Below are 20,882 nucleotides of genomic sequence, written 5' to 3'. Positions count from 1 at the left end.
AATTTGAACTGATGTCCTGGCAGAACCCTAAACGATGGAGATACTTCTCCGACATGGGGAGAAGAGCCCATCGGTTAGGCAAACGGGCCCGGCTTAGTGCCTGCGGTGGTCCTGGATGGTCATGCGCGGTCCAAACGTTGGCTTGCGGAAGCCGCTGAGCCCGAGCATCCGGACCACTCGCTGCCGATGCCCGCGCCAAGGCTCCAAGAGGGCGATCATTCCTGCGTCGTCCGCTTTCCTGCCGGTGAGGGCATAGCCGACATACGAGGCCAAATGGTAGTCGCCCACCGCGATCGAGTCAGGGCAGCCGTGGGTCCGTTGGACAACCTCGGCAGCAGTCCAGATACCGATTCCCGGGATGGTTTGCATCTTTGTTCCGGCTTCCGCCGCGCTGAGTGAGGCGAGGCGTTCAAGCGCGACGGCGGATCGCAGCGCCCGCATGACCGTTGCCGAACGCTGGGGACCCACGCCGGCCTTGTGCCATTCCCACGAGGGAACGGCCAGCCATTGGTCTGCGGACGGCGCGACGAGCATGCCCGACGGAAAGCCCGACGTCGAAGCGCGGCCAGCGCTCGGGGCCTCAGTTCCGTATCGGTACATCAAGTAGCGGTAGCCCCGCCGCGCTTCGATAGTGGTGACTTTTTGCTCAAGAATCGTGGGCACGAGCGAGTCCACCACCCGCCCGGTGGAGGGCAGCCGGACGGCGAGGTTCCGGCGTCGGGCTTCCCTGACCATGCGCGGAAGCGTGGCGTGGAACGCGGCTTCGTCAAAGCCCGACCAGTCGTCACCGCTTCCCAGCAACGCTGGCACGGAGTTAATCGCAGAACCCGCGCCGGATCCCCAAGCCTGGGCATCCACATGCGTGTCCGGTCCCCGTCCGGCGGCGGTGAGGCGTAGGGTGACTGGACCGTCCGGCGTCGTGAACGCCATCCACACGCCGTCATGCCGCACCGCGAAGGACGGATCCCCGTTGCCGCGCATGAGGATTCCCAGTGTCTGCAGAAGGTCGAACGGGCCGCCGGAGTGCCATCGCACGGACGCGTCGGCCGCAGCCGCTGCGGCGGGTGGGGCATCGACGATGGTCATTCATTCATGGTCGCATGCTCGTCCGACAACACTCCAAAAGAGCGGCGTCCAAGCCCTTACGCCGCGAAACCCGCACGACTAGACTCCACGTGTGGCGCGGGGCGTCTGCGCCTTCCATGACAATCTCAGGAGAACGCAATGGCCGGTGTAGTGCATTTCGAAATCCCCGCGGACGACAAGGAGCGGGCCAACACTTTCTACCAGGGTGCCTTCGGCTGGATGCTCAACCCTATGCAGGAGATGGACTACACGATCGCAATCACTACGCCTTCAGACCCGCAGACGGGCATGCCGAGCGCGCCTGGGGCCATCAATGGTGCATTGTTCCCGCGCTCGGAAGAGTTGAAGACGCCCATCATCACGGTTGACGTCGAAGACATCGAAGCTTCGCTTGGCCAGATCGAGAGTGCGGGCGGTTCGGTGGTCAAGGGCAAGGATGCTGTTCCGGGCATGGGCTACTACGCGTATTTCAAGGACACTGAAGGCAACATCCTCGGCCTCTGGCAGACCGACTCTTCGGCAGGAAGCCCTGCATCGGCTGAATAAGGCGATTGCTCGTGGGCTAGTTCGGGATCGTCCCGGGCTGGCCCTATTCCCCGAAGCGCCCGCGGGCCTCGGCCGGAATCAATGGCTTCTGGGCGCGGACCTTGAGTTCCTGTACCGCCCAGGTGTTGCCGTCGGGGTCGGCGAAGCCGAAGAACGTGCCGCCGTCGCGCTCGTCAAAGACGGTGATTTCGCTGGCCTCGACCCCGCGGCCGAGCAATTCTTCGCGTGCGGCGCGCGCATCCGCGACGACAAGCTGCAGACCCCGCATGGAACCCGGCGCCATCTCGTTCTGCGCCGGCAGGTCGCCGACGACGATCGAACATCCGGAGCCCGGGGGAGTCAGCTGGGCCACGTGCATGTGCTCGTTGGTGGTGTTGTGATCAAGGTTGAAGCCCACCTTGTCGCGGTAGAACTCGATAGCACGGTCGATGTCACTCACAGGGAGCACAACCACTTCGAGGGTCCAATCCATGGTGCATGTCCTTTCCTTGGAGGGTGTCACGGCTAGCTTGCCCCGTGAGGCCATCCCTTGGCTAGACATGGACCCGGCACGGCTAGCATCGGAGCACCCCTTGCCAAGCGGTAACTTGGTACCTATGAAGTACGCCCAGTCCGTTCTGGACCTCATTGGCAATACCCCGCTCATCAAGCTCAACCACGTGACCGGGGACATTAAAGCCACCGTTCTGGTGAAGCTCGAATATGTGAACCCCGGCGGCTCCATCAAGGACCGCATCGCAGTGAAGATGATTGAGCAGGCGGAGCGGGACGGAAAGCTCAAGCCGGGCGGAACCATCGTGGAACCCACCTCTGGCAACACCGGAGTAGGACTTGCCCTGGTGGCCCAGCAAAAGGGATACAAGTGCATTTTCGTCGTCCCGGACAAGGTGGGCGAGGACAAGCGTGCCGTACTCCAGGCATACGGAGCCGAGGTCGTGGTCACTCCCACCTCCGTGGCCCCGGACAGTCCCCAAAGCTATTACAGCGTCTCCGACCGGCTCGTGTCGGAAATCCCCGGAGCCTACAAGCCGGACCAGTTCTCCAACCCCGCCGCCCCCGGTAGCCACTACGAGACCACCGGACCCGAGATCTGGCGTGATACCGACGGCAAGATCACTCACGTAGTGATCGGTGCGGGCACGGGCGGCACCATCACCGGCACAGGCCGGTACCTCAAGGATGTATCTGCCGACCGGGCGGAGTCCGACGGCGGCCGAGTCAAGGTCATCGGGGCGGACCCCGCGGGCTCGGTCTACTCCGGCGGCACCGGGCGGCCGTACTTCGTGGAAGGCGTCGGCGAAGACATGTGGCCGGCCAACTACGACAAGACCGTGCCGGACGACGTCATTGCCGTCAGCGATGCCGATTCCTTCGAGATGACCCGTCGCCTGGCCCGCGAGGAAGGCCTTCTGGTGGGAGGATCCTCCGGCATGGCAGTGGTCGCCGCGTTGCAGGTGGCCAAAGACCTCGGCGAGGAAGCCGTCGTCGTCGTGATCCTGCCGGACTCCGGCCGCGGCTATCTGGCGAAGATCTTCAACGACAAGTGGATGCGGTCCTACGGCTTCCTCTCTGGTGGCGAGGAGGCCTCCGTCGGTGAGGTGCTCAAGTCCAAGACCGGCGAGATGCCGGACCTCGTCCACATCCACCCCAACGAGACCGTCCGCGATGTCATCAACATCATGAATGAGTTCGGGGTCTCGCACATTCCGGTCCTTTCGCAGGAACCGCCGGTGGTCATGGGCGAAGTCCTCGGCGCGGTCGATGAGCGCACCTTGACCACCAAGCTGTTCCGTGGCGAGGCGAAACTGACCGACAAGATCTCCGAGCACATGGGGGAGCGCCTGCCGGTGATCGGCTCACTCGAAACCATCTCCGCCGCGCGCGAGCTGCTGTCCGACGTCGACACCGTCATGGTGACGTTCGTCGGAGCTCCCGTGGGCATCCTGACCCGCCACGACCTTCTCGCCTACCTGAGCAACTGACACTAGGAGTTCACATGTCTGCAAACGAAGCAGGATTCAACACGCGTGCCGTCCATGCCGGCCAGGCCTTCGAACCGCGCACCGGCGCCGTGGTTCCGCCGCTGCACTTCAGCTCGACGTATGCCCAGAACGGCATAGGCGGTCTGCGCGACGGCTATGAATACGGCCGCGGCGGCAACCCCACCCGCGATGCGCTTCAGGAGCAACTGGCCGCGCTGGAAGGTGGCACCCACGCCTTCAGTTTCAGCTCGGGCCTTGCCGCCGAGGACTCCCTGATCCGTGCAATCGCCCGGCCCGGTGACCACATCGTCCTGGGCAACGACGCTTACGGCGGAACCTATCGGCTCATCAACCGCGTGCTTGGTGAGTGGGGCATCGGCAACACACCAGTGGACATGTCCAACCTTGACGCCGTCGCAGCGGCCGTCGCCGCGAGTAAGACGCGCATCGTTTGGGTGGAAACCCCGTCCAACCCGATGATGAAGATCACCGATATCGAAGCGCTCGCCAAAGTAGCTCACGACGCCGGTGCCCTCCTTGTCGTCGACAACACCTTCGCGTCGCCGTACCTGCAGACCCCGCTCGCCCTGGGTGCCGACGTCGTGGTCCACTCGACCACCAAGTACATCGGCGGCCACTCGGACGTGGTAGGCGGCGCCATCGTGGTCAAGGACGCCGAGCTGGCCGAGAAGATCGGCTTCGTGCAGTTCGCCGTCGGCGCCGTGTCCGGCCCCATGGATGCGTTCCTGACCACCCGAGGCCTCAAGACGCTCGGCGTGCGCATGGACCGCCACAGCGAGAACGCCCAGGCCGTGGCCGAGTGGTTGCTCGAGCGACCCGAAGTTGAAGCCGTGCTGTACCCGGGCCTGCCTTCCCACCCTGGCCACGAGCTCGCGGCCAAGCAGATGAAGAAGTTCGGCGGCATGATTTCCGTGCAGTTCAAGGGCGGGGAAGCCGCCGCACGCAAGGTGGCCGAGTCCACCCAGGTGTTCACGCTGGCCGAGTCCCTCGGCGGCATCGAATCCCTCATGAACTACCCCTCGGAAATGACGCACGCTTCGGTCAAGGGCACGGACCTGGCCGTGCCGGTCAACCTGATCCGGCTTTCCTGCGGCATCGAGGACGTCGAAGACCTGATCGCGGACCTCGAGCAGGCGATCGGCAACATCACCGACTGAAGGTCCACGAATCTGTTGACCCCCTATGGGTGCAGGTCTACGGTTGCGATTGGCGGACGGTTCTTCGCCCGCCGCAATCTATGGAGGTCCACTATGGCCATTGCAGTAATCATGGATTTCACCGGCAACAACCTCGACGACTACGACAAAGTCGTGGAGCGCCTTGGACTCACCCCTGGCGGACCGGGGGCCGCGGGCGGGCTGTTCCATTGGGTGTCCGGCACTGACGGTGGGGCCCGGGTTGTCGATGTGTGGCAGACACGCGAACAGGCAGACAGCTTCTACCAGGACACACTCGGTCCAATCTCGGCGGAACTCGGAATTCAGCAGCCGGAGATGACCTTCTACGATGTCCACAATTTCCAGACAGCAGGACCCGCCGCCTGACGGCGTGCTTATCCCGCCAGCGATCAAGTAGCTCCTTGGAAGACGACGGCGGCCTCCCGGCAGGAGCGGAAGGCCGCCATCTCCATTCATCGGCCGCAGGTCCTAGCTTTCTTGAGAAAAGCCAGATACGATCTTGCCATGCCTTTACGATCCGATTGGTCCGAGCGGACGTGCAGCCTTGCCCGAGGCCTCGATATCCTCGGCGACCCGTGGGGAAGCCTGGTACTGCGGGAGATCTTCTTCGGCAACGGGCGATTCGATGCCATCAAGACGCGCCTTGGGGTGGCCGACAACGTGCTGAGCAAGCGGCTGGGTTGGCTGCTTGAGGCCGGCCTTCTTGCCCAGCGGCCCTACAGGGACGGCGCCCGCATTCGCCAAGAGTACGTCCTCACCACCAAAGGCGAGGATGCCTTGCCTGTTTTGAACGCCATCATCATCTGGTCCGAGAAACATCTTGACGCCCCCACGGATAACGCCCATATGCGTGTCATCCACAATGGTTGCGGACTGCCGACGGTATCGGCCGATACCTGCTCCCATTGCGGGTCCCGGCTCACGGCGGCCAACACCAGCTGGCATAGCCTCACACGATCGGAACGGCCGCTCGCCCTGGCCACGGCGCCAACACTTGACCTCCCGAACGAATCGGAGCCAACCGCATGACCGCACCCAATCTCACCGAGCTCTCGGCCGGCAAGTCACCGCGGAAGCGCCGCCTTCACCCCGCGTGGATGGTGGCCGCCGTCGCGTTCTTGGCACTTGTGGGCGCCGCGGGATTCCGCGCCGCACCCGGCGTGCTCATGGTTCCGCTGCAACAGGAGTTCGGCTGGTCCACCACCGTCCTGTCTCTCGCCGTGAGCATCAACCTCGTGTTGTTCGGGCTCACTGCGCCGTTCGCCGCCGCCCTCATGGAACGCTTCGGCATCCGGACCGTCACCGCGATCGCCCTGTGCCTGATCGGCCTCGGCTCTGCCCTGACGGTGTTCGTGAACCAGTCCTGGCAAATCCTGCTGACCTGGGGTGTGCTGATCGGACTCGGCACCGGATCCATGGCCCTTGTTTTCGCCGCCACCATCGCCAACACATGGTTCTCGAAAAGCAGAGGCCTGGTGATCGGCATCTTGACAGCAGGCAGCGCCGCCGGACAGCTTGTCTTCCTTCCCTTTATCGCGGTCCTTGCACAGAGCCCCGGCTGGCGCGGTGCCTCACTGCTGATCGCTGCCGGCGCGCTCGCCGTCGTGCCGCTCGTGCTGCGCTGGCTCAAAAACTCACCCGCCGACGTCGGAGTCCAGCCTTATGGAGCCGAAGAAGGCGAGCCGACGACGGCGGCAGCCGCGCCTGCTGCGGAAGGCGCCGATGCGGAGGGTATTGAAGGCGCCAAGACGCCCAACGCCGCCGTGCGGGCCTTGCAGGTGCTCAAACGCGCCAGCAAAGTGCGCACTTTCTGGGCCCTGGTTGCCGGTTTTGCCATCTGCGGGGCCACCACCAACGGCCTGATCGGCACCCACTTCATTCCCTCGGCGCACGACCACGGAATGCCGGAAACCACCGCGGCAGGTTTGCTGGCCGTCGTCGGGGTCTTCGACATCGTGGGCACTATCGCTTCCGGTTGGTTGACCGACCGCTTCAACCCCAAGGTGCTCCTGGCGGTGTATTACCAATTCCGCGGGGTCGGGCTACTGGTGCTGCCCGTGCTGTTGAGCTCCACTGTGGAACCCAGCATGATCCTGTTCGTGGTGGTCTACGGCCTGGACTGGGTAGCAACAGTGCCCCCGACGGCGGCAATCTGCCGCAAGGTGTTCGGCGCCGACGGCTCGGTGGTGTTCGGCTGGGTCTTCGCCGCGCACCAGCTCGGGGCCGCGGCTGCCGCGCTCCTGGCCGGTTACATCCGCGACGCCACGGGGCACTACACCTACGCATGGATCGGCGCCGCCGCGATGTGCACCGTGGCCGCAGTCATCAGCGCGACCATCCGCAAGGACGCGGGGAAGAAGGAACCCGTCCCGGTCGGAGCTTAGGCTCCGGAGCCTAGCCCCGGAACGCCGGGATCCCCGTAATGTGCTGGCCCAGGATCAGGGTGTGTACCTCGTCCGTCCCTTCGTAGGTGCGCACCGATTCCAGGTTGTTGGCATGGCGCAGCGGCGGATAGTCCAGGGTGATGCCGTTGCCACCCAGGATGGTGCGGGCTTCGCGGGCGATCTTGATGGCCTCCCGCACGTTGTTGAGTTTGCCCACTGAGATCTGTTCCGGCCGCAGCTTGCCGGCATCCTTGAGCCGCCCCAGATGTAGCGCCAGCAGGGTGCCCTTCTGGATTTCCACGAGCATGTTGACGAGTTTTTCCTGGGTCAACTGGTAACTCGCCAAGGGCTTGCCGAATTGCATGCGCGTTCCGGCATATTCGAGGGCGGCCTCGTAGGAGTCCCGGGCAGCGCCCATGGCCCCCCAAGCAATGCCGTACCTCGCCTCGTTGAGGCAAGAGAACGGGCCGCGGAGGCCCAACGCACCCGGGAGGAGGGCCTCCGGACCTAGCCGGACGGCGTCGAACCCTATATCGCACTGGACCGAGGCGCGCATGGACAGTTTCGCTTTGATGGGAGTCACGGTGACTCCCGGAGTTTCCGCCGGAACCAGGAAGCCACGGATGCCGTCCTCAGTGTTCGCCCACACCACCATGACGTCGGCGATCGATGCCATCCCAATCCAGCGCTTCGAACCGTTCAGCACCCAGCCGGCGTCGTTGCCTGTGCCGTCACGACGCGCAAAGCTAGCCATCGACGACGGGTCCGAACCCGCCGTCGGCTCCGTCAACGCGAAGCAACCGATCAGTTCGCCGGCAGCCATCCGGGGGAGCCATTGTTCCTTTTGCTCTTCGCTGCCCCACTGATGGATCGCGGTCATCGCGAGCGAACCTTGGACGGACACGAAGGTGCGAATGCCGGAATCCCCAGCCTCGAGTTCCATTGCGGCAAGGCCGTATTCGACGGCGGTACGGCCCGGACAGCCGTAGCCCTCCAGATGCATGCCAAGGACACCGAGTTCACCAAGCTCCGGCGGCAGCTCCCGCGGGAAGACGGCGTCCTCGTACCACCGGGCGATGTTTGGCCGGATGCGCTGGTCCGCAAAGTCACGCACCTTCTCGCGAAGCTCCAACTCCTCGCTGTTCAAGAGGGAATCGAGGTCGAGGATATCGGAGGTATTCGTCGTTGAATGGCTCATGCCAGCATCCTAAGGCCGGGCATGCTCCCCGGGCGGCCTGCAGTGTCCGCTCTCGCGCGGCTGACCTCTGCGCCGTGCCAGAATTGAGGCATGGCCGCGGCGGAGGTGAATGGAACAGGACTGCCGCTACCGGCAGTCGAGGGGATCGGGCGACGCCGCATAGTGGCCGGCCTCGTCCTGGCCTTGCTGCTTCCAGTCACCATAGAAGTCTTGGTGTCGTTGCTGCATTACCGGAACTTCGCCATGATCATGCTCCTCCAGTTGGCCGTCGCCGCCGCGGTTGCCGCCATCGGGGGATTGTGGCCGGCGGTGGTGGCGGCGGTCCTTGGCAGCGCCCTCTTGAACTACTTTTCGGCCGAGCCCGTGGGTTCCCTGTCCATTGCCGACCCCTCCACCCTCTTTACTTTGGTCATCTTCCTGGCCGTGGCGTGCGGTGTGGCGCTCGCTGTGGGCTTGGCTACCCGGCGGGCCCAGGAAGCCGCGCACTCCGGCGCGGAGGCAAAGGCACTGAGCGAATTGGCCCTGCGCATCCTACGCTCGGACGGCAGCCTGGAGTCCTTCTTGGACAAGGTCCGAGTCAACCTCGGCATGGACGCGGTGACGCTGTTGTCCACTTTTGAGTCGCCGGACGCAGCCGGCCCGGGCTGGACTGGACAGGGCTGGACTGGACAGGGCTGGCGGGTTCTCGCAAGTTCCGGAGTCCAACCGCCGGTGACGCATGCGGCCGCTGACCATGCCGCCGTCGTCGATCCCAATTACACGCTCCTCCTCCGGGGCGGCCCGCTGTCCGAGCAGCACCGCCGCATGCTCGCCGCGTTCGGCGCTTTCGTGGTGGCCTTGCGGGAGCGGCAGCAGCTGGTCAAGAGCAGGCAGGACAACGTGCGCCTGGCGGAGGGCAACAAAATGCGCACGTCCATCCTTCGCGCCGTCTCCCATGATCTCCGCACTCCGCTGGCGGGCATCAAACTTGCCGTCAGCAGCCTGCGCCAGGAGGACGTGACGTTCGCTCCGGAGGACGAACGTGAACTGCTGGCCACCATCGAGGACTACGCCGACCGCCTCGATCACTTGGTGGACAACCTGCTGGACATGTCCCGCATCACCGCCGATGCCGTGAACCCGCTGCTGCGCGGCCTGGGCTGGCACCAGATCCTGCCGGAGGCTTTGCGCGGCGTGCCGGGGGAGCGGATCCGCAACGAGCTTCCGGCCAACCTTCCGTTTATAGAGGCCGACGCCGGGATGCTGGAACGCGTCGTGGCGAACCTTGTGGAGAACGCAGTGAAATACGCTCCGGACTCGGACGTTGTGCTGGTGGCCCACGCCGGCGCGGGCATTGCCGTGGATGGGCGGCCGGCCAGTGAACTGCGGGTGACAGATCATGGCCGGGGGATCGCGCCCGCTGGGGTACTGGAGTTGTTCCAACCTTTCCAACGCCTCGATGATTCCGCCTCCAGCAGGGACGGACGCAGCGGAATCGGACTGGGGCTCGCCGTCGCCAAAGGATTCACTGAAGCCATGGGCGGTACGCTCATGGCGGAGGCGACTCCGGGAGGCGGGCTGACTATGGTGGTCACACTCCCGCTGTGGACAGGAGGGCGGCCATGAACCTGGTACTGATTGTGGAAGATGAGGTCCAGATCGCACGGGCCATGCAGATCAATCTCCATGCCCACGGCTACCGTGCCATCAGCGTCGGCAACGGAACGGACGCGCTCAAAGCCGCCGCACAACAGCCCGTGGACATTGTGGTGCTGGATCTTGGTCTGCCGGATATGGATGGCGTGGATGTCATCCGGGGCATCCGGGGCTGGAGCACCATGCCCATCATCGTCTTGTCCGCCCGGCATGGTTCGGAAGACAAAGTGGAGGCCCTCGACGCCGGCGCCGACGACTACGTCACCAAGCCCTTCGGCCTGGATGAACTCCTGGCTCGGCTCCGTGCCGCCTCGCGTCGGGCAGCACCACGGCATGAGGTGCCGACGCTCCAAACCGCGGATTTCCTGGTTGACCTGGCCGGAAAGAAGATCACCAAGGACGGCGCCGAAGTGCGGCTTACGCCCACGGAATGGAACATCCTGGAGTTGCTGGTGCGCAACGCCGGCCGACTGGTCAGCCAGCAACAGATCCTCACCCAGGTCTGGGGACAGGCCTATGCCAAGGAGACCCAGTACCTGCGGGTTTACATAGCCCAGCTCCGGCGCAAACTCGAACGCGACCCCGCACAGCCCCGGCATCTGCACACCGAGGCCGGCATGGGCTATCGCTTCGATCCGTAGCCGCGTACGTAGACTGTATCCATGGATACCGCATCGTTGCTTGCTGTTTGCCGGGTACACGAGCTCCTGCCTGACCTTGAGGGGTCAGTTGGGGTGACGGCCATTGACAAACGACCCGTTGAGGGCCCGGTGAAGGTCCACAAACTGGGCATCCACGGAGACATCCAAGCCAGCCGGATCCACCACGGCGGCGAGGACCAGGCGCTCTATGCTTACTCCCAAGCCGACGCCGATTACTGGGCGAAGGAACTCCAGCGGGAAATGCCTGCCGGTATCTTCGGGGAAAACCTCCGCGTCGCCGGAATCGAGACCAGCGGTGCCGTGATCGGCGAACGCTGGAAAATCGGCCTGGACGTGGAAGTTGAAGTCACTTCACCCAGGGTGCCCTGCGCGACCTTCCAGCGCCGCATGAATGAACCGCAGTGGGTCAAGCGCTTCACTGAGGCGGGACGGGTCGGCACCTACCTGCGTGTGGTGAGGACCGGGACCATTTCGGCCGGGGACTACATCCACAAATTGTTTGTGCCGAAGCATGGCATCACTGTGGGGCAATGGTTCAGCAACCCCAACCTGGAGGACATGCAACTGCTGCTCGACGCCGAGGCGGACGGCGAAGTCCTGCTGCAGTCCGACTACCACGACACCTTCGAAAAACTCATGCGCCGCAACGGCGTCGAGGCCTGAAAGCTGCTTCCGGACGGCCGTCCAGAGAGCCGGACTTGAGGGGCACTTGGGCGCCGATGTGCGCAAGCTCACCGCCGTCGTCGACAGTTGTGTCACGAGGACGCTAGTCTGTGCCCTACAATTGAAATATCCCCCACTCCGGAAATCCCTTTTTCCTGCCCAATTCTTGAGGCAGGACTGGTCAGTGTTGGGGCCCGCAAAATGTGTGTGGGCAGTTTCATAGGGAGAGCCGGGCGAAGAAAACGCTGTACAGACTGCTGAGATAGCAGCCAAGAGATGCAGCGGGAAGTCCTGCCATGGGATTGCGACAGCGCCGGACTTCTTGCGAGCACCAGAGCCTCCTGGTTCTTTTGCCCGCAACGTGTACTGCGGCCAAGCCCAACCGGGCCGCGCCGACTGGCCCCCTATGGATGAGGAAACTTTCCCTATGCCCGAAACACTGAACGACCCCTTCGCCGCCGCCGAGTCTGCCGAAACAGCAGAGACCGCCGTCGAAACTGTCGAAACCCCCGAAATCGCCGAAGCCCCTGCCGCTGAGTTCATTGAGCCGGCAGCACCTGTTGAAGTTGAAGCACCTGCCAAGGTTGCTGCACCCGCTGAGGCTCCGGCCGAATCTCCCGCCCAGGCCGAAGAAGAGGAAGAGGGTATCCGCTTCGTCGACCTCGGAATCGACCCCCGCGTCCTCGCCGCACTGCAGGACGTCGGCTACGAGAAGCCGTCTCCCATCCAGGCGGCAACCATTCCGCTCCTGCTCGAGGGCCGCGACGTCGTGGGCCTCGCCCAGACCGGTACCGGTAAGACTGCAGCATTCGCAGTACCGGCGCTGTCCCGCCTGGCCGAACTCCACGACCTCAACGGCCCGTCCCGCAAGACCCAGGCCCTGGTCCTCGCTCCGACCCGCGAGCTTGCGCTCCAGGTTGCCGAGGCCTTCACCTCGTACGCCAAGCACATTGATGACTTCACGGTTCTCCCCGTCTACGGCGGCTCGGCCTATGGCCCCCAGCTTGCCGGCCTGCGCCGCGGTGCACAGGTTGTTGTCGGTACCCCCGGCCGTGTGATCGACCACATCTCCAAGGGTTCCCTGGACCTGTCCGAGCTGCAGTACCTGGTTCTGGACGAAGCCGACGAGATGCTCCGCATGGGCTTCGCCGAGGACGTTGAGCAGATCTTCCAGCAGACTCCGGAAGACCGCCAGGTTGCGCTGTTCTCTGCCACCATGCCGGGCCAGATCCGTCGCATGTCCAAGCAGTACCTGAACAACCCGGCCGAGATCTCCGTCAAGTCCAAGACCACTACCGGTGCCAATACCCGCCAGCGGTACCTGCAGGTCATGGGCCCGCACAAGCTCGATGCCCTCACCCGCATTCTTGAGGTTGAAGAGTTCGACGGCGTTATCGCGTTCGTGCGCACCAAGATGGCCACCGAGGACCTGGCTGACAAGCTGAAGTCCCGCGGCTTCCAGGCCGCCGCCATCAACGGTGACATTCCGCAGCAGCAGCGCGAACGGACTGTCGACGCGCTGAAGGAAGGCCGCATCGACATCCTGGTGGCCACCGATGTCGCGGCCCGTGGCCTCGACGTTGAGCGCATCAGCCATGTGGTCAACTACGACATCCCGCACGACACCGAGTCCTACGTTCACCGCATCGGCCGAACCGGCCGTGCAGGCCGTAGTGGCGACGCCATCCTGTTCATGACGCCCCGGGAGAAGTACCTGCTGCGTTCCATCGAGAAGGCCACTCGCCAGCCGGTGGAGCAGATGCACTTGCCCACCGCCGAGACAGTTAACACGTTGCGTTTGGGCAAATTTGCCGACAAGATCACCGAGACCCTCGAGTCCGAGGACGTTGCGGCGTTCCGCGACTTGATTTCGTCTTACGAAGAGGAGCACAACGTTCCGGCTTCGGAGATCGCTGCTGCACTTGCCGTCATGGCACAGGGCGGCCAGCCGCTCCTGGTCAAGGAACTGCCGGCTGCACCGGAATTCCAGAAGCGCGAGCGCTCCAAGGACGGCTTCGGCTCCCGTGGCCCCACCCGCGCCCTGACCGAGGGCAACGCCACTTACCGGATCGCCGTCGGACGCCGTCAGCGCGTCATGCCGGGTTCCATCGTTGGCGCCATTGCCAACGAAGGCGGCATCTCCTCGGCACAGATCGGCGGCATCGACATCCGCTCGGACCACTCCTTGGTGGAGCTTCCGGCCGACCTGAGCCCGGAGCAGTTGCGTGCCCTGTCCCGCACCCGGATCGGCGGCGAGCTGATTCACCTTGAGCTGGACAACGGTCGCAAGCCGGCCTCTGACCGAGGCGGATACTCCGGTGGCGGCCGCGGCGGCGATCGTGGCGGATACTCCGGTGGCGACCGTGGCGGAAACTTCAAGGGCAACGGTGGCTTCAAGAAGGAGTTCCGTAAGTCTGAAGGTGACCGTGGCGGCTACGCCGGCGGCGAGCGTTCATCCGCTGACCGCGGCGGACGTTCCTACAGTGAGCGCAGCAGCGCCGGTGCCGGCAGCTACGGCGACAGCGACCGCGGGCAGAGCAGCGATTCCCGCTTGGGCGGACACGGCAACGGCGCACGCAAGCCGCGCAGTGGCGGCGACGCCGGCCACCGCGACTTCAACCGCAAGGGCAAGTGGTAAACAGGACTAGTTCCTGGATTTCGGTCAGAGGCCGGCTTTCGAGCCGGCCTCTGACTGTTTAACCCAAGCCCTTGGAACTGCCCGCCTCTGTCCGTAGGATCAGTTTTGCTGCGGAAGGGCGTGGCTGCGGCCCCTTTCGGGCTGTCCGCGGGTATTGAAAGGGCCAAAATGGGATTCCTTGATGGGGTGAAGAAGAACCTCGGCATCGACAAGGCTGAAGCGAAGGCCGCCGGGCGGGCTCCGGAGGCCCCGCAGGACGCTGCCGAACCTCCAACGGGGGAGATGGCCCAAAGTCCCGGCCCGGACGCCTCAGTGGACCGTGGAGCAGTTGTGGAGCCGGATGCCGCGGGTGAGCCTGTCGCAAGCGAGCCGGTTGCCGCAGCCAGCGCGGGGAGGGTGACCGAAGTGGTAGTGGAGACAGATGACACCCTTAGCGGCATCGCCGTGCAGTTCGGTGTTGACCTGGATGCCCTGATCGCCGTGAACGCGGACACCGTGCCCAATCCGGACCACATCTACCCGGGCCAAGTGCTCCGCCTGCCCTAGTTTCAACGCCTTTCCGGATCAACATTCCGGAGCGGATGCAAATTGTGTCGGTGCCACTTTTCCCTGTCCCGCAGCCGATTTGTGGCCTGGGATATCGTCCGGTAGAGTATTTACTCGTTGCCCCCCTAGCTCAGTGGTAGAGCGCGTTCTTGGTAAGAACGAGGTCACCGGATCGATTCCGGTGGGGGGCTCTGAATGAGGGCCTGTGTCAAGGCGGTTTTTGACCGGCTTGACACAGGTTTTTCTCATTCGTGGCGGTGTAGCTCAGTTGGTTAGAGCGCACGACTCATAATCGTGAGGTCGGGAGATCGAGCCTCCCCACCGCTACAGAGACAGCAGCCCAGAAGTGTTCAGCTTCTGGGCTGCTTCTGTTTAAGGCGACTGAGTCCGGCTAGGGGCTAGAGGAGCCCCGACGCACTGCGAAGCCCGCAAGCAGCCAACCACGGATCCGAAGGCTTTCCCTAGTTTTAGCACAAGAAATGCGCAGCTTCGCGAGTCTTAGCACAGGATGTCCCAAGGTCTGCGCCATGGGGTTCTGGGCGTTGCTATGTTTCTAGGGAGCTGGTGCTGGACCAGCCCAAATCTCCCCAACTCGCTCAGGAGTTTCACATGCTTTCTCTGGTCTCAAACACCGCGTCCCGTGTCCGTCGTGAAGAAGACGGCGCAACCGCCGTCGAATACGGCATCATGGTTGCCCTCATCGCTGTTGTCATCATCGTGGCCGTCACCCTCCTCGGCGGAACCTTGAAAGACACATTCACCCAGATCACGTGTTCCATGAACGGCGGAGCCTTCACCGCTGGCAGCACCACCGCCGGAGTCCACACCGCCGCCAGCTGCTCCAAATAGGGGTCGCACTGCACGGTGCACGGGTCAATACGCGGCACAACAAGCTCGAGTGGCGGCGGCGCTAGGCTTCCACTGCTTCAAGTGGTACGGGCACCTGTGCCTAGTAAGTCCGTCCGTTCGGTGGGCTAGATCCGACATGGCCCGCATCCTGACAAATTGCTATGACCGTCTTCAGCCAGGAGCCTCAATGCTTTCCATTTTCCGCAAGTCCGCATCCTTCGTCCGCCGTGACGAAACCGGGGCCACCGCTGTCGAATACGGCATCATGGTTGCCCTTATCGCAGTTGTCATCATCGCCGCCGTCACCCTCCTCGGTGGAACCTTGAAAGACACGTTCACTCAGATCCAGTGTTCCGTCAGCGGCGGAAGCTTCACCGCTGGCAGCACCACGGGCGGCGTCCACACCGCTGCCACCTGCACCTAGGAGCCGCACCGTAAAGTGCCCGGGAGGCAATTCGGGGCACACCAAGCAAACCCCGAGTGGCGGCGGCATTCAGGCAGCCGCCACTCTGCTTGATTTGGACTATTCGTTTTCTTGAAAGGCAACATCATGGCCAAGGCATCAGAGCGCGGTGCCGCGGCAGTCGAATTCGCGTTGGTGGCACCGATCCTGGTGCTCCTGGTCTTCGGAATCATCGAATTCAGCCGCGCGTACAACGCGCAGGTTTCGCTCTCGAACGCAGCCCGCGAAGGAGTCCGGGTCATGGCAATTTCGAACGACCAAACGGCTGCCAAGACGGCTGCGAAGAACGCTGCCGTGTCGCTGAATCCAAGGCTCCAAGACACGAATTTCACCTTTAGTCCGGCCAGCTGCACATCGGGGGCGCAGATGTCCGTGACCATCAACTACACGCTTAGCACCCTCACGGGATTTGCCGGGCCGTTCGCGATGCAAGGCGTGGGAGTCATGGTATGCAGCGGCTGAGGCTCCGGGGCCTGGCGTTTCGGGAAAACGGAGAACGCGGAGCGGTAGCGGTCCTCGTTGCCCTCTTGCTGGTGGTGCTGCTCGGATTCGCCGCGCTAGCGGTGGATGTGGGAAGGCTCTACTCCGAGAAGGCGCAAGTCCAAAACGGAGCCGATGCCGCGGCTCTGGGCGTTGCACAGAAATGCGCCCTCGACACGAGCGACCTGAATTGCTCCACCACTTCTCCGCTCGCGATCAGCCTTGCCAACAAGAATGCCGTGGACGGGCTGAACAACATCACGTCGGTCAGCTTGGACCTTGTCAACCGGAAGGTAACGGTGACCGCAGGAGCCCAGCAGGCGGGCGGGGCTCCGAACGCCGTCTCGTTGTTCTTCGCGCGCGTCGTTGGGTTCAACACCGCCGACGTCGTAGCCACCTCGAGTGTCCGATGGGGCAGCCCTATCGCCGGCCGGACTGCCTTCCCGCTCGCCTATTCCATTTGTCAGGTGAGGGGATACATCGGCGGCGCCCTCCAACTTCTCCAGGACCACGGAACGGGCGCCAACCCTAGCTGCAATTACGGCCCCGCCGGCGCCACTGTTGCTGGCGGGTACGGTTGGATCACCCAAGATGCTGGTGTCTGCGGCGGCACGATCAATCTTGTCGTCAGTGAAGGCGGAAGCGCACCTGGCAACAGCCTTCCCAACAACTGTGCGGCCACGCTTCAAAAGTGGAGTGACACCATCACGGCTGGACGCGATGTGATCGTCCTGCTCCCCGTCTTCGACTCAGTCATCGGCACGGGAAGCGGTGCTATCTACCACCTCGTCTCCTTCGCCGCTTTCAAGGTTGCTGGCTGGAAGTTCAGTGGCAACAACTCGACCCCGGAGGCGTTCCGCAACTCGAGCCCGGATGTATCTTCCGCGCTTTCCTGCACTGGAAACTGCCGCGGGATCATCGGCAGCTTCGTCAAGTACGTATCGCTGGCCGACGGCTATTCATTGGGCCCGGCGGACCCCAATGGAGCCACCGTTGTGTACCTCGCAGGTTAGTTTTCCATCCCGTTCTCTAGGCACAGGAGAAGTAAGTGAAGTCACGCTTGTTGGCAGGATCGGCAGCGGCACTGCTGGCCATCATAGGGGTGATTCTCGTCTTTTCCTATGCCCAGGGCGCTGATCAACGGGCGGTCCAAAACCTCTCCCCGGAAGACGTCTTGATCGTCAAGACGTCCATTCCCGCCGGCACCCCCGTGGAATCCATGCAGGCTTCCGTGAGCACCCAGCAACTCCCGCAATCGGCCGTCCCCCAGTCCGCGCTGCACACCCTCGCCGATTCCGCCGGCAAGGTGGCCGCCGTCGACCTTCTCCCCGGCGAGACGCTGGTGTCCGAAAGGCTGGTCGCCCCGGATGCGCTGAAAACTCCCGGGGTCGTGAAGGTTCCAGCGGGCTTCCAGGAGGTCTCGTTTCAGCTTGAGCCCCAGCGGGTGGTAGGAGGACGGTTGGTTCCCGGTGACCATGTTGGAATATTCATTTCCATGTCCGCCGGAGGGATTGACGCGAAACCGGACAAATCGACCACTGAATTGACCATTCACAAGGTCCTATTGACTGCGGTCCAGCGCGCTCCGCAAGCCGGGGCGAGCCAGCAGCCGACGCCGAGTCCCAGTTCCGGTGCCGCCGCCAATCCGGCAGACACCAGCCTTCCCACCGGCTCCCTCCTGTTGACGGTCGCCGTAAATGACGTCGACGCCGCCAAGATTGTCTTCGCGGCTGAGTTCGAGAAGATCTGGCTCAGCAAAGAGCCGATGGATGCCAAGGACAGCGGGCCCACGATCATCCAGCCGGGAGGGGTGTACCGATGAGCCGCTTTGTCCTGATCACTCCCAGCACGGAATTTGACCAGCGCTTGCGTCAGGCCGTTGCCGGTGGCCTGCCCGGAAGCGTTCAGACCTTCTTCACGAATGTGTTGCCGGCCGATCCCGCTGAATTGTTCGGCGCCCTCAACCAGGAACAGCTCGAGGTGCTGATCCTGGGACCGGACATAGCCGAGGAGGATGCGCTGCGCCTCGCCACGGTCTTCGACGTGCAGTTGCCGGAGCTGAGCGTGATCCTGGTCAGCGAATCAAACCACGAATTCGTCCTCCAGGCGATGCGGTCCGGCATTCGCGACATCATGAGTCCGTCCGCGGACTTGGCCCAGATAAGGGTCACGCTTGAACGGGCGTGCCAGTCGTTCGCCACCCGCCAGCGCACCATGGAACCCAAGCAGCAGGGCTCCCCGAAGGGCCTGGTGATCGGGGTCTTCTCTCCCAAGGGAGGCGTGGGGAAGACGACCATCGCCACGAACATCGCAGTGGGGCTGGGCAAGATCGCGCCGATGAGCGTGGTGATCGTGGATCTCGACTTGCAATTTGGTGACGTCGCTTCGGGGCTCTACCTCAATCCGGAACACACTGTCACCGACGCTGTCACCCCATCGGCCAGCCAGGATTCCCTCGTTCTCAAGGCCTTCCTCACCGTTCACCCGGCGAGCATCTATGCCTTGTGCGCGCCGAAAAACCCTGTCGAAGCCGACGAGATCCTGCCGGAACAGGTGGGGCGGCTGCTGGAACAACTCGCCGAACAGTTCCAGTACGTGGTGGTGGACACAGCCCCTGGACTACCCGAAATCGGCCTCGCTGCGCTTGAACAATGCACGGATGCAGTGTGGGTGACCGGCATGGACGTTCCAAGCGTCCGGGGACTCCGCTCCGGCCTGGACATTCTCCGGAGGCTGAACCTCCTTCCGGAAACCCGCCACGTGGTGCTCAACCTGGCGGATTCCAAGTCCGGCTTGTCAGTCCAGGACGTCGAATCGACCGTCGGCGCCCCCGTTGATGTCAGCATCCCTCGGTCAAAGGCCGTAGCGTTCTCCACCAACCGTGGCATTCCCGTGCTCCAGGAATCGGTGAAGGATCCGGCCGTCAAAGGACTCAAACAACTTGTCGAACGCTTCAATCCCGTGTGGCGCGCCACGGCACAGCGGAAACTGCACAGAAGGGTAGTGGTCTAATGAAGCTGTCTGAACGCTTACATGCTGCGGAGGACAACGTCGAAGCATCCCCCGGTGCAGGTGTAAATGGCCCTACGCCGGCAGCCCCAGATCCGGGCATTTACTCCCCACTGAAACCGGCGTTTGCGGACTCCACTCAGCAGCTCAGGCCAAATTCCGCCACGAAGCCCGGCGGTGCCGCGAAGCCGCACATCTCAGCCAAACTGTCCGACCAGCCGGACTCGTCCAAACCGAGAGTCCAACAACCCGTCGACGCGTTCGCTGCCCTCAAGCGGCGCGCCGCAACCGCTTTGTTCGAGCGGCTGGGAGCCAGGTTCAACGACTCGAGCGTGAGCGAACAGGAGTTGCGTACAACTGCGCGGGAGGAACTCATTCGGATCATTGACGCGGAGCAGGTCCCGCTGTCCGCGGACGAACGCAGCCGGCTCGTGGCGGACGTGGCGGACGATGTCCTCGGCTATGGGCCGCTGCAACGCTTGCTGGATGACCCCGAGGTGACGGAAATCATGGTCAACAGGATGGACCAGATCTATGTCGAACGAAAAGGCAAGCTGACCCTCACAGATTCCGGATTCAGTTCGGAGGAACATCTCAGAAGGGTCATTGAACGGATCGTTTCGAGGGTGGGACGCCGTATCGACGAATCATCCCCGCTCGTTGACGCGCGGCTTGAGGACGGCTCCCGCGTCAACGCCGTGATTCCTCCGCTTGCCGTCGGCGGTTCGTCGCTGACAATTCGGAAATTCGGCAAAGTACCGTTGACCATCAGGAATCTCATCGATTTCGGCACACTTACGGCGGAGATGGCCGAACTCCTCAACGCGTGCGTCAAGGCGAAACTGAACATCATTGTGTCCGGAGGCACCGGAACCGGTAAGACGACCCTCTTGAACGTCTTGTCCTCCTTCATCCCGGAGGATAACCGCATCGTCACTATCGAGGACGCTGTGGAACTGCAGATCCAGCAGCAACATGTGGTCAGGCTTGAGAGCAGGCCACCGAACACCGAGGGCAAGGGTGAAGTAACCATCCGGGAGTTGCTCCGAAACTCCCTTCGTATGCGTCCGGACAGGATCGTCGTCGGCGAGGTCCGCGGCGGGGAATCGCTCGACATGCTGCAGGCCATGAACACCGGCCACGACGGCTCCCTCTCGACCGTTCACTCGAATTCCCCCCGGGACGCGGTGGCGCGCCTTGAGACCCTGGTTCTCATGGCTGGCATGGACCTGCCATTGCGCGCGATCCGCGAGCAGATAGCGTCCGCGGTGAATCTCATCATCCAGATCTCCCGCCTGCGCGACGGTACGCGTCGCATCACCCACGTGACGGAAGTCCAAGGCATGGAAGGCGACATCGTCACCTTGCAGGATGCCTTTGTCTTCGACTATTCAGCTGGCGTAGACGCCCACGGGGTGTTCCTCGGCAAGCCCGTGCCGACCGGAATCCGCCCACGGTTCATCGACCGCTTCGAAGACCTGGGCATTCGGGTTTCACCCGGAGTTTTCGCCGCTCCGCTGACTTCGGCACCAAGGACGTGAG

General features: G+C 63.4%; 21 protein-coding genes and 2 tRNA genes. 20 read left to right on the top strand and 3 right to left on the bottom strand.

Going from position 1 to position 20,882, the window contains the following annotated elements; genetic code table 11:
• Positions 1 to 93: 93 nt before the first annotated feature.
• Positions 94 to 1,086: a DNA-3-methyladenine glycosylase gene (locus tag HNP00_RS09560; RefSeq protein WP_184738365.1), complete on the bottom strand. Its 993-nt coding sequence runs from the start codon at positions 1,084 to 1,086 to the stop codon at positions 94 to 96.
• 138 nt (positions 1,087 to 1,224) lie between these two features.
• On the opposite strand from HNP00_RS09560, the gene HNP00_RS09555 reads away from it, so the two are divergent.
• Entirely contained in the window at positions 1,225 to 1,632 is a 408-nt protein-coding gene (locus HNP00_RS09555; protein WP_184738363.1) for a VOC family protein, read from the top strand.
• 43 nt (positions 1,633 to 1,675) lie between these two features.
• Here the strand turns inward: HNP00_RS09555 and HNP00_RS09550 are convergent, their stop codons facing one another.
• Positions 1,676 to 2,104 (bottom strand): VOC family protein, encoded by a 429-nt coding sequence (locus HNP00_RS09550; RefSeq protein WP_184738361.1) that lies wholly within the window; start codon positions 2,102 to 2,104, stop codon positions 1,676 to 1,678.
• 124 nt (positions 2,105 to 2,228) lie between these two features.
• On the opposite strand from HNP00_RS09550, the gene HNP00_RS09545 reads away from it, so the two are divergent.
• The 5 genes from HNP00_RS09545 (at position 2,229) to HNP00_RS09525 (ending at position 7,197) form a co-directional block, all read left to right on the top strand.
• Entirely contained in the window at positions 2,229 to 3,614 is a 1,386-nt protein-coding gene (locus HNP00_RS09545; RefSeq protein ID WP_184738359.1) for a cystathionine beta-synthase, read from the top strand.
• Positions 3,615 to 3,628: 14 nt separating this feature from the next.
• A complete protein-coding gene (locus HNP00_RS09540; protein ID WP_184738357.1) occupies positions 3,629 to 4,792 on the top strand; it encodes a cystathionine gamma-synthase in 1,164 nt (387 codons plus the stop codon).
• 93 nt (positions 4,793 to 4,885) lie between these two features.
• A complete protein-coding gene (locus HNP00_RS09535; protein ID WP_184738355.1) occupies positions 4,886 to 5,179 on the top strand; it encodes a hypothetical protein in 294 nt (97 codons plus the stop codon).
• Positions 5,180 to 5,317: 138 nt separating this feature from the next.
• Positions 5,318 to 5,842 (top strand): helix-turn-helix domain-containing protein, encoded by a 525-nt coding sequence (locus HNP00_RS09530; protein ID WP_184738352.1) that lies wholly within the window; start codon positions 5,318 to 5,320, stop codon positions 5,840 to 5,842.
• Entirely contained in the window at positions 5,839 to 7,197 is a 1,359-nt protein-coding gene (locus HNP00_RS09525; RefSeq protein WP_184738350.1) for an MFS transporter, read from the top strand. Before HNP00_RS09530 ends, HNP00_RS09525 begins: the two co-directional genes overlap by 4 nt.
• Before the next feature lie 10 nt (positions 7,198 to 7,207).
• On the opposite strand, the gene HNP00_RS09520 is transcribed toward HNP00_RS09525, so the two are convergent.
• The gene (locus HNP00_RS09520; RefSeq protein ID WP_184738348.1) at positions 7,208 to 8,395 is read right to left on the bottom strand and encodes an acyl-CoA dehydrogenase family protein; all 1,188 of its coding nucleotides are present in this window, start codon (positions 8,393 to 8,395) and stop codon (positions 7,208 to 7,210) included.
• Between the two features lie 90 nt (positions 8,396 to 8,485).
• Between HNP00_RS09520 and HNP00_RS09515 the strand changes: the two genes are divergently transcribed.
• The 14 genes from HNP00_RS09515 to HNP00_RS09450 all read left to right on the top strand — a co-directional run bounded on the left by HNP00_RS09515 (position 8,486) and on the right by HNP00_RS09450 (position 20,881).
• On the top strand, positions 8,486 to 10,000 hold the full coding sequence (locus HNP00_RS09515; protein WP_184738346.1) for an ATP-binding protein: 1,515 nt from the start codon (positions 8,486 to 8,488) through the stop codon (positions 9,998 to 10,000).
• Positions 9,997 to 10,671: a response regulator gene (locus tag HNP00_RS09510; RefSeq protein WP_184738344.1), complete on the top strand. Its 675-nt coding sequence runs from the start codon at positions 9,997 to 9,999 to the stop codon at positions 10,669 to 10,671. Before HNP00_RS09515 ends, HNP00_RS09510 begins: the two co-directional genes overlap by 4 nt.
• A gap of 21 nt (positions 10,672 to 10,692) precedes the next feature.
• On the top strand, positions 10,693 to 11,355 hold the full coding sequence (locus HNP00_RS09505; protein WP_184738342.1) for an MOSC domain-containing protein: 663 nt from the start codon (positions 10,693 to 10,695) through the stop codon (positions 11,353 to 11,355).
• 427 nt (positions 11,356 to 11,782) lie between these two features.
• The gene (locus tag HNP00_RS09500; RefSeq protein WP_184738340.1) at positions 11,783 to 13,993 is read left to right on the top strand and encodes a DEAD/DEAH box helicase; all 2,211 of its coding nucleotides are present in this window, start codon (positions 11,783 to 11,785) and stop codon (positions 13,991 to 13,993) included.
• A gap of 168 nt (positions 13,994 to 14,161) precedes the next feature.
• Entirely contained in the window at positions 14,162 to 14,539 is a 378-nt protein-coding gene (locus HNP00_RS09495; protein WP_184738337.1) for a LysM domain-containing protein, read from the top strand.
• A gap of 119 nt (positions 14,540 to 14,658) precedes the next feature.
• A tRNA-Thr gene (locus HNP00_RS09490) sits at positions 14,659 to 14,730 on the top strand.
• 62 nt (positions 14,731 to 14,792) lie between these two features.
• Positions 14,793 to 14,866 (top strand) — tRNA-Met (locus HNP00_RS09485).
• A gap of 282 nt (positions 14,867 to 15,148) precedes the next feature.
• Positions 15,149 to 15,388, top strand: a complete 240-nt coding sequence (locus tag HNP00_RS09480) for a Flp family type IVb pilin (RefSeq protein WP_184738335.1) — start codon at positions 15,149 to 15,151, stop codon at positions 15,386 to 15,388.
• A gap of 187 nt (positions 15,389 to 15,575) precedes the next feature.
• Entirely contained in the window at positions 15,576 to 15,812 is a 237-nt protein-coding gene (locus tag HNP00_RS09475; RefSeq protein ID WP_184738333.1) for a Flp family type IVb pilin, read from the top strand.
• Between the two features lie 126 nt (positions 15,813 to 15,938).
• Positions 15,939 to 16,313, top strand: coding sequence for a TadE family protein (locus HNP00_RS09470; protein WP_184738331.1), 375 nt, complete (start codon positions 15,939 to 15,941; stop codon positions 16,311 to 16,313).
• On the top strand, positions 16,301 to 17,344 hold the full coding sequence (locus HNP00_RS09465; protein WP_184738329.1) for a pilus assembly protein TadG-related protein: 1,044 nt from the start codon (positions 16,301 to 16,303) through the stop codon (positions 17,342 to 17,344). Before HNP00_RS09470 ends, HNP00_RS09465 begins: the two co-directional genes overlap by 13 nt.
• A gap of 35 nt (positions 17,345 to 17,379) precedes the next feature.
• Entirely contained in the window at positions 17,380 to 18,153 is a 774-nt protein-coding gene (locus HNP00_RS09460; protein ID WP_184738327.1) for an RcpC/CpaB family pilus assembly protein, read from the top strand.
• The gene (locus HNP00_RS09455; protein WP_184738325.1) at positions 18,150 to 19,343 is read left to right on the top strand and encodes an AAA family ATPase; all 1,194 of its coding nucleotides are present in this window, start codon (positions 18,150 to 18,152) and stop codon (positions 19,341 to 19,343) included. The genes HNP00_RS09460 and HNP00_RS09455 overlap by 4 nt, the downstream gene beginning before the upstream one ends.
• Positions 19,343 to 20,881 carry a CpaF family protein gene (locus HNP00_RS09450; RefSeq protein ID WP_184738323.1) on the top strand — a complete coding sequence of 513 codons (1,539 nt, stop codon included), beginning with the start codon at positions 19,343 to 19,345 and terminating at the stop codon, positions 20,879 to 20,881. The genes HNP00_RS09455 and HNP00_RS09450 overlap by 1 nt, the downstream gene beginning before the upstream one ends.
• The last annotated feature ends 1 nt before the right edge of the window (position 20,882 follow it).

The sequence above is a fragment of the Arthrobacter sp. AZCC_0090 genome (genome assembly GCF_014207375.1).
Taxonomy (GTDB): domain Bacteria; phylum Actinomycetota; class Actinomycetes; order Actinomycetales; family Micrococcaceae; genus Arthrobacter.
Note: the sequence above shows the minus strand (reverse complement) of the source record. Positions and strands in the feature narration are given on the sequence as shown.

What these genes read in the sequence shown, in the direction of transcription:
- HNP00_RS09560 (WP_184738365.1), bottom strand. Translation starts at nt 1,086, where the DNA reads ATGACCATCGTCGATGCCCCACCCGCCGCAGCGGCTGCGGCCGACGCG.
- HNP00_RS09555 (WP_184738363.1), top strand. Translation starts at nt 1,225, where the DNA reads ATGGCCGGTGTAGTGCATTTCGAAATCCCCGCGGACGACAAGGAGCGG.
- HNP00_RS09550 (WP_184738361.1), bottom strand. Translation starts at nt 2,104, where the DNA reads ATGGATTGGACCCTCGAAGTGGTTGTGCTCCCTGTGAGTGACATCGAC.
- HNP00_RS09545 (WP_184738359.1), top strand. Translation starts at nt 2,229, where the DNA reads ATGAAGTACGCCCAGTCCGTTCTGGACCTCATTGGCAATACCCCGCTC.
- HNP00_RS09540 (WP_184738357.1), top strand. Translation starts at nt 3,629, where the DNA reads ATGTCTGCAAACGAAGCAGGATTCAACACGCGTGCCGTCCATGCCGGC.
- HNP00_RS09535 (WP_184738355.1), top strand. Translation starts at nt 4,886, where the DNA reads ATGGCCATTGCAGTAATCATGGATTTCACCGGCAACAACCTCGACGAC.
- HNP00_RS09530 (WP_184738352.1), top strand. Translation starts at nt 5,318, where the DNA reads ATGCCTTTACGATCCGATTGGTCCGAGCGGACGTGCAGCCTTGCCCGA.
- HNP00_RS09525 (WP_184738350.1), top strand. Translation starts at nt 5,839, where the DNA reads ATGACCGCACCCAATCTCACCGAGCTCTCGGCCGGCAAGTCACCGCGG.
- HNP00_RS09520 (WP_184738348.1), bottom strand. Translation starts at nt 8,395, where the DNA reads ATGAGCCATTCAACGACGAATACCTCCGATATCCTCGACCTCGATTCC.
- HNP00_RS09515 (WP_184738346.1), top strand. Translation starts at nt 8,486, where the DNA reads ATGGCCGCGGCGGAGGTGAATGGAACAGGACTGCCGCTACCGGCAGTC.
- HNP00_RS09510 (WP_184738344.1), top strand. Translation starts at nt 9,997, where the DNA reads ATGAACCTGGTACTGATTGTGGAAGATGAGGTCCAGATCGCACGGGCC.
- HNP00_RS09505 (WP_184738342.1), top strand. Translation starts at nt 10,693, where the DNA reads ATGGATACCGCATCGTTGCTTGCTGTTTGCCGGGTACACGAGCTCCTG.
- HNP00_RS09500 (WP_184738340.1), top strand. Translation starts at nt 11,783, where the DNA reads ATGCCCGAAACACTGAACGACCCCTTCGCCGCCGCCGAGTCTGCCGAA.
- HNP00_RS09495 (WP_184738337.1), top strand. Translation starts at nt 14,162, where the DNA reads ATGGGATTCCTTGATGGGGTGAAGAAGAACCTCGGCATCGACAAGGCT.
- HNP00_RS09480 (WP_184738335.1), top strand. Translation starts at nt 15,149, where the DNA reads ATGCTTTCTCTGGTCTCAAACACCGCGTCCCGTGTCCGTCGTGAAGAA.
- HNP00_RS09475 (WP_184738333.1), top strand. Translation starts at nt 15,576, where the DNA reads ATGCTTTCCATTTTCCGCAAGTCCGCATCCTTCGTCCGCCGTGACGAA.
- HNP00_RS09470 (WP_184738331.1), top strand. Translation starts at nt 15,939, where the DNA reads ATGGCCAAGGCATCAGAGCGCGGTGCCGCGGCAGTCGAATTCGCGTTG.
- HNP00_RS09465 (WP_184738329.1), top strand. Translation starts at nt 16,301, where the DNA reads ATGCAGCGGCTGAGGCTCCGGGGCCTGGCGTTTCGGGAAAACGGAGAA.
- HNP00_RS09455 (WP_184738325.1), top strand. Translation starts at nt 18,150, where the DNA reads ATGAGCCGCTTTGTCCTGATCACTCCCAGCACGGAATTTGACCAGCGC.
- HNP00_RS09450 (WP_184738323.1), top strand. Translation starts at nt 19,343, where the DNA reads ATGAAGCTGTCTGAACGCTTACATGCTGCGGAGGACAACGTCGAAGCA.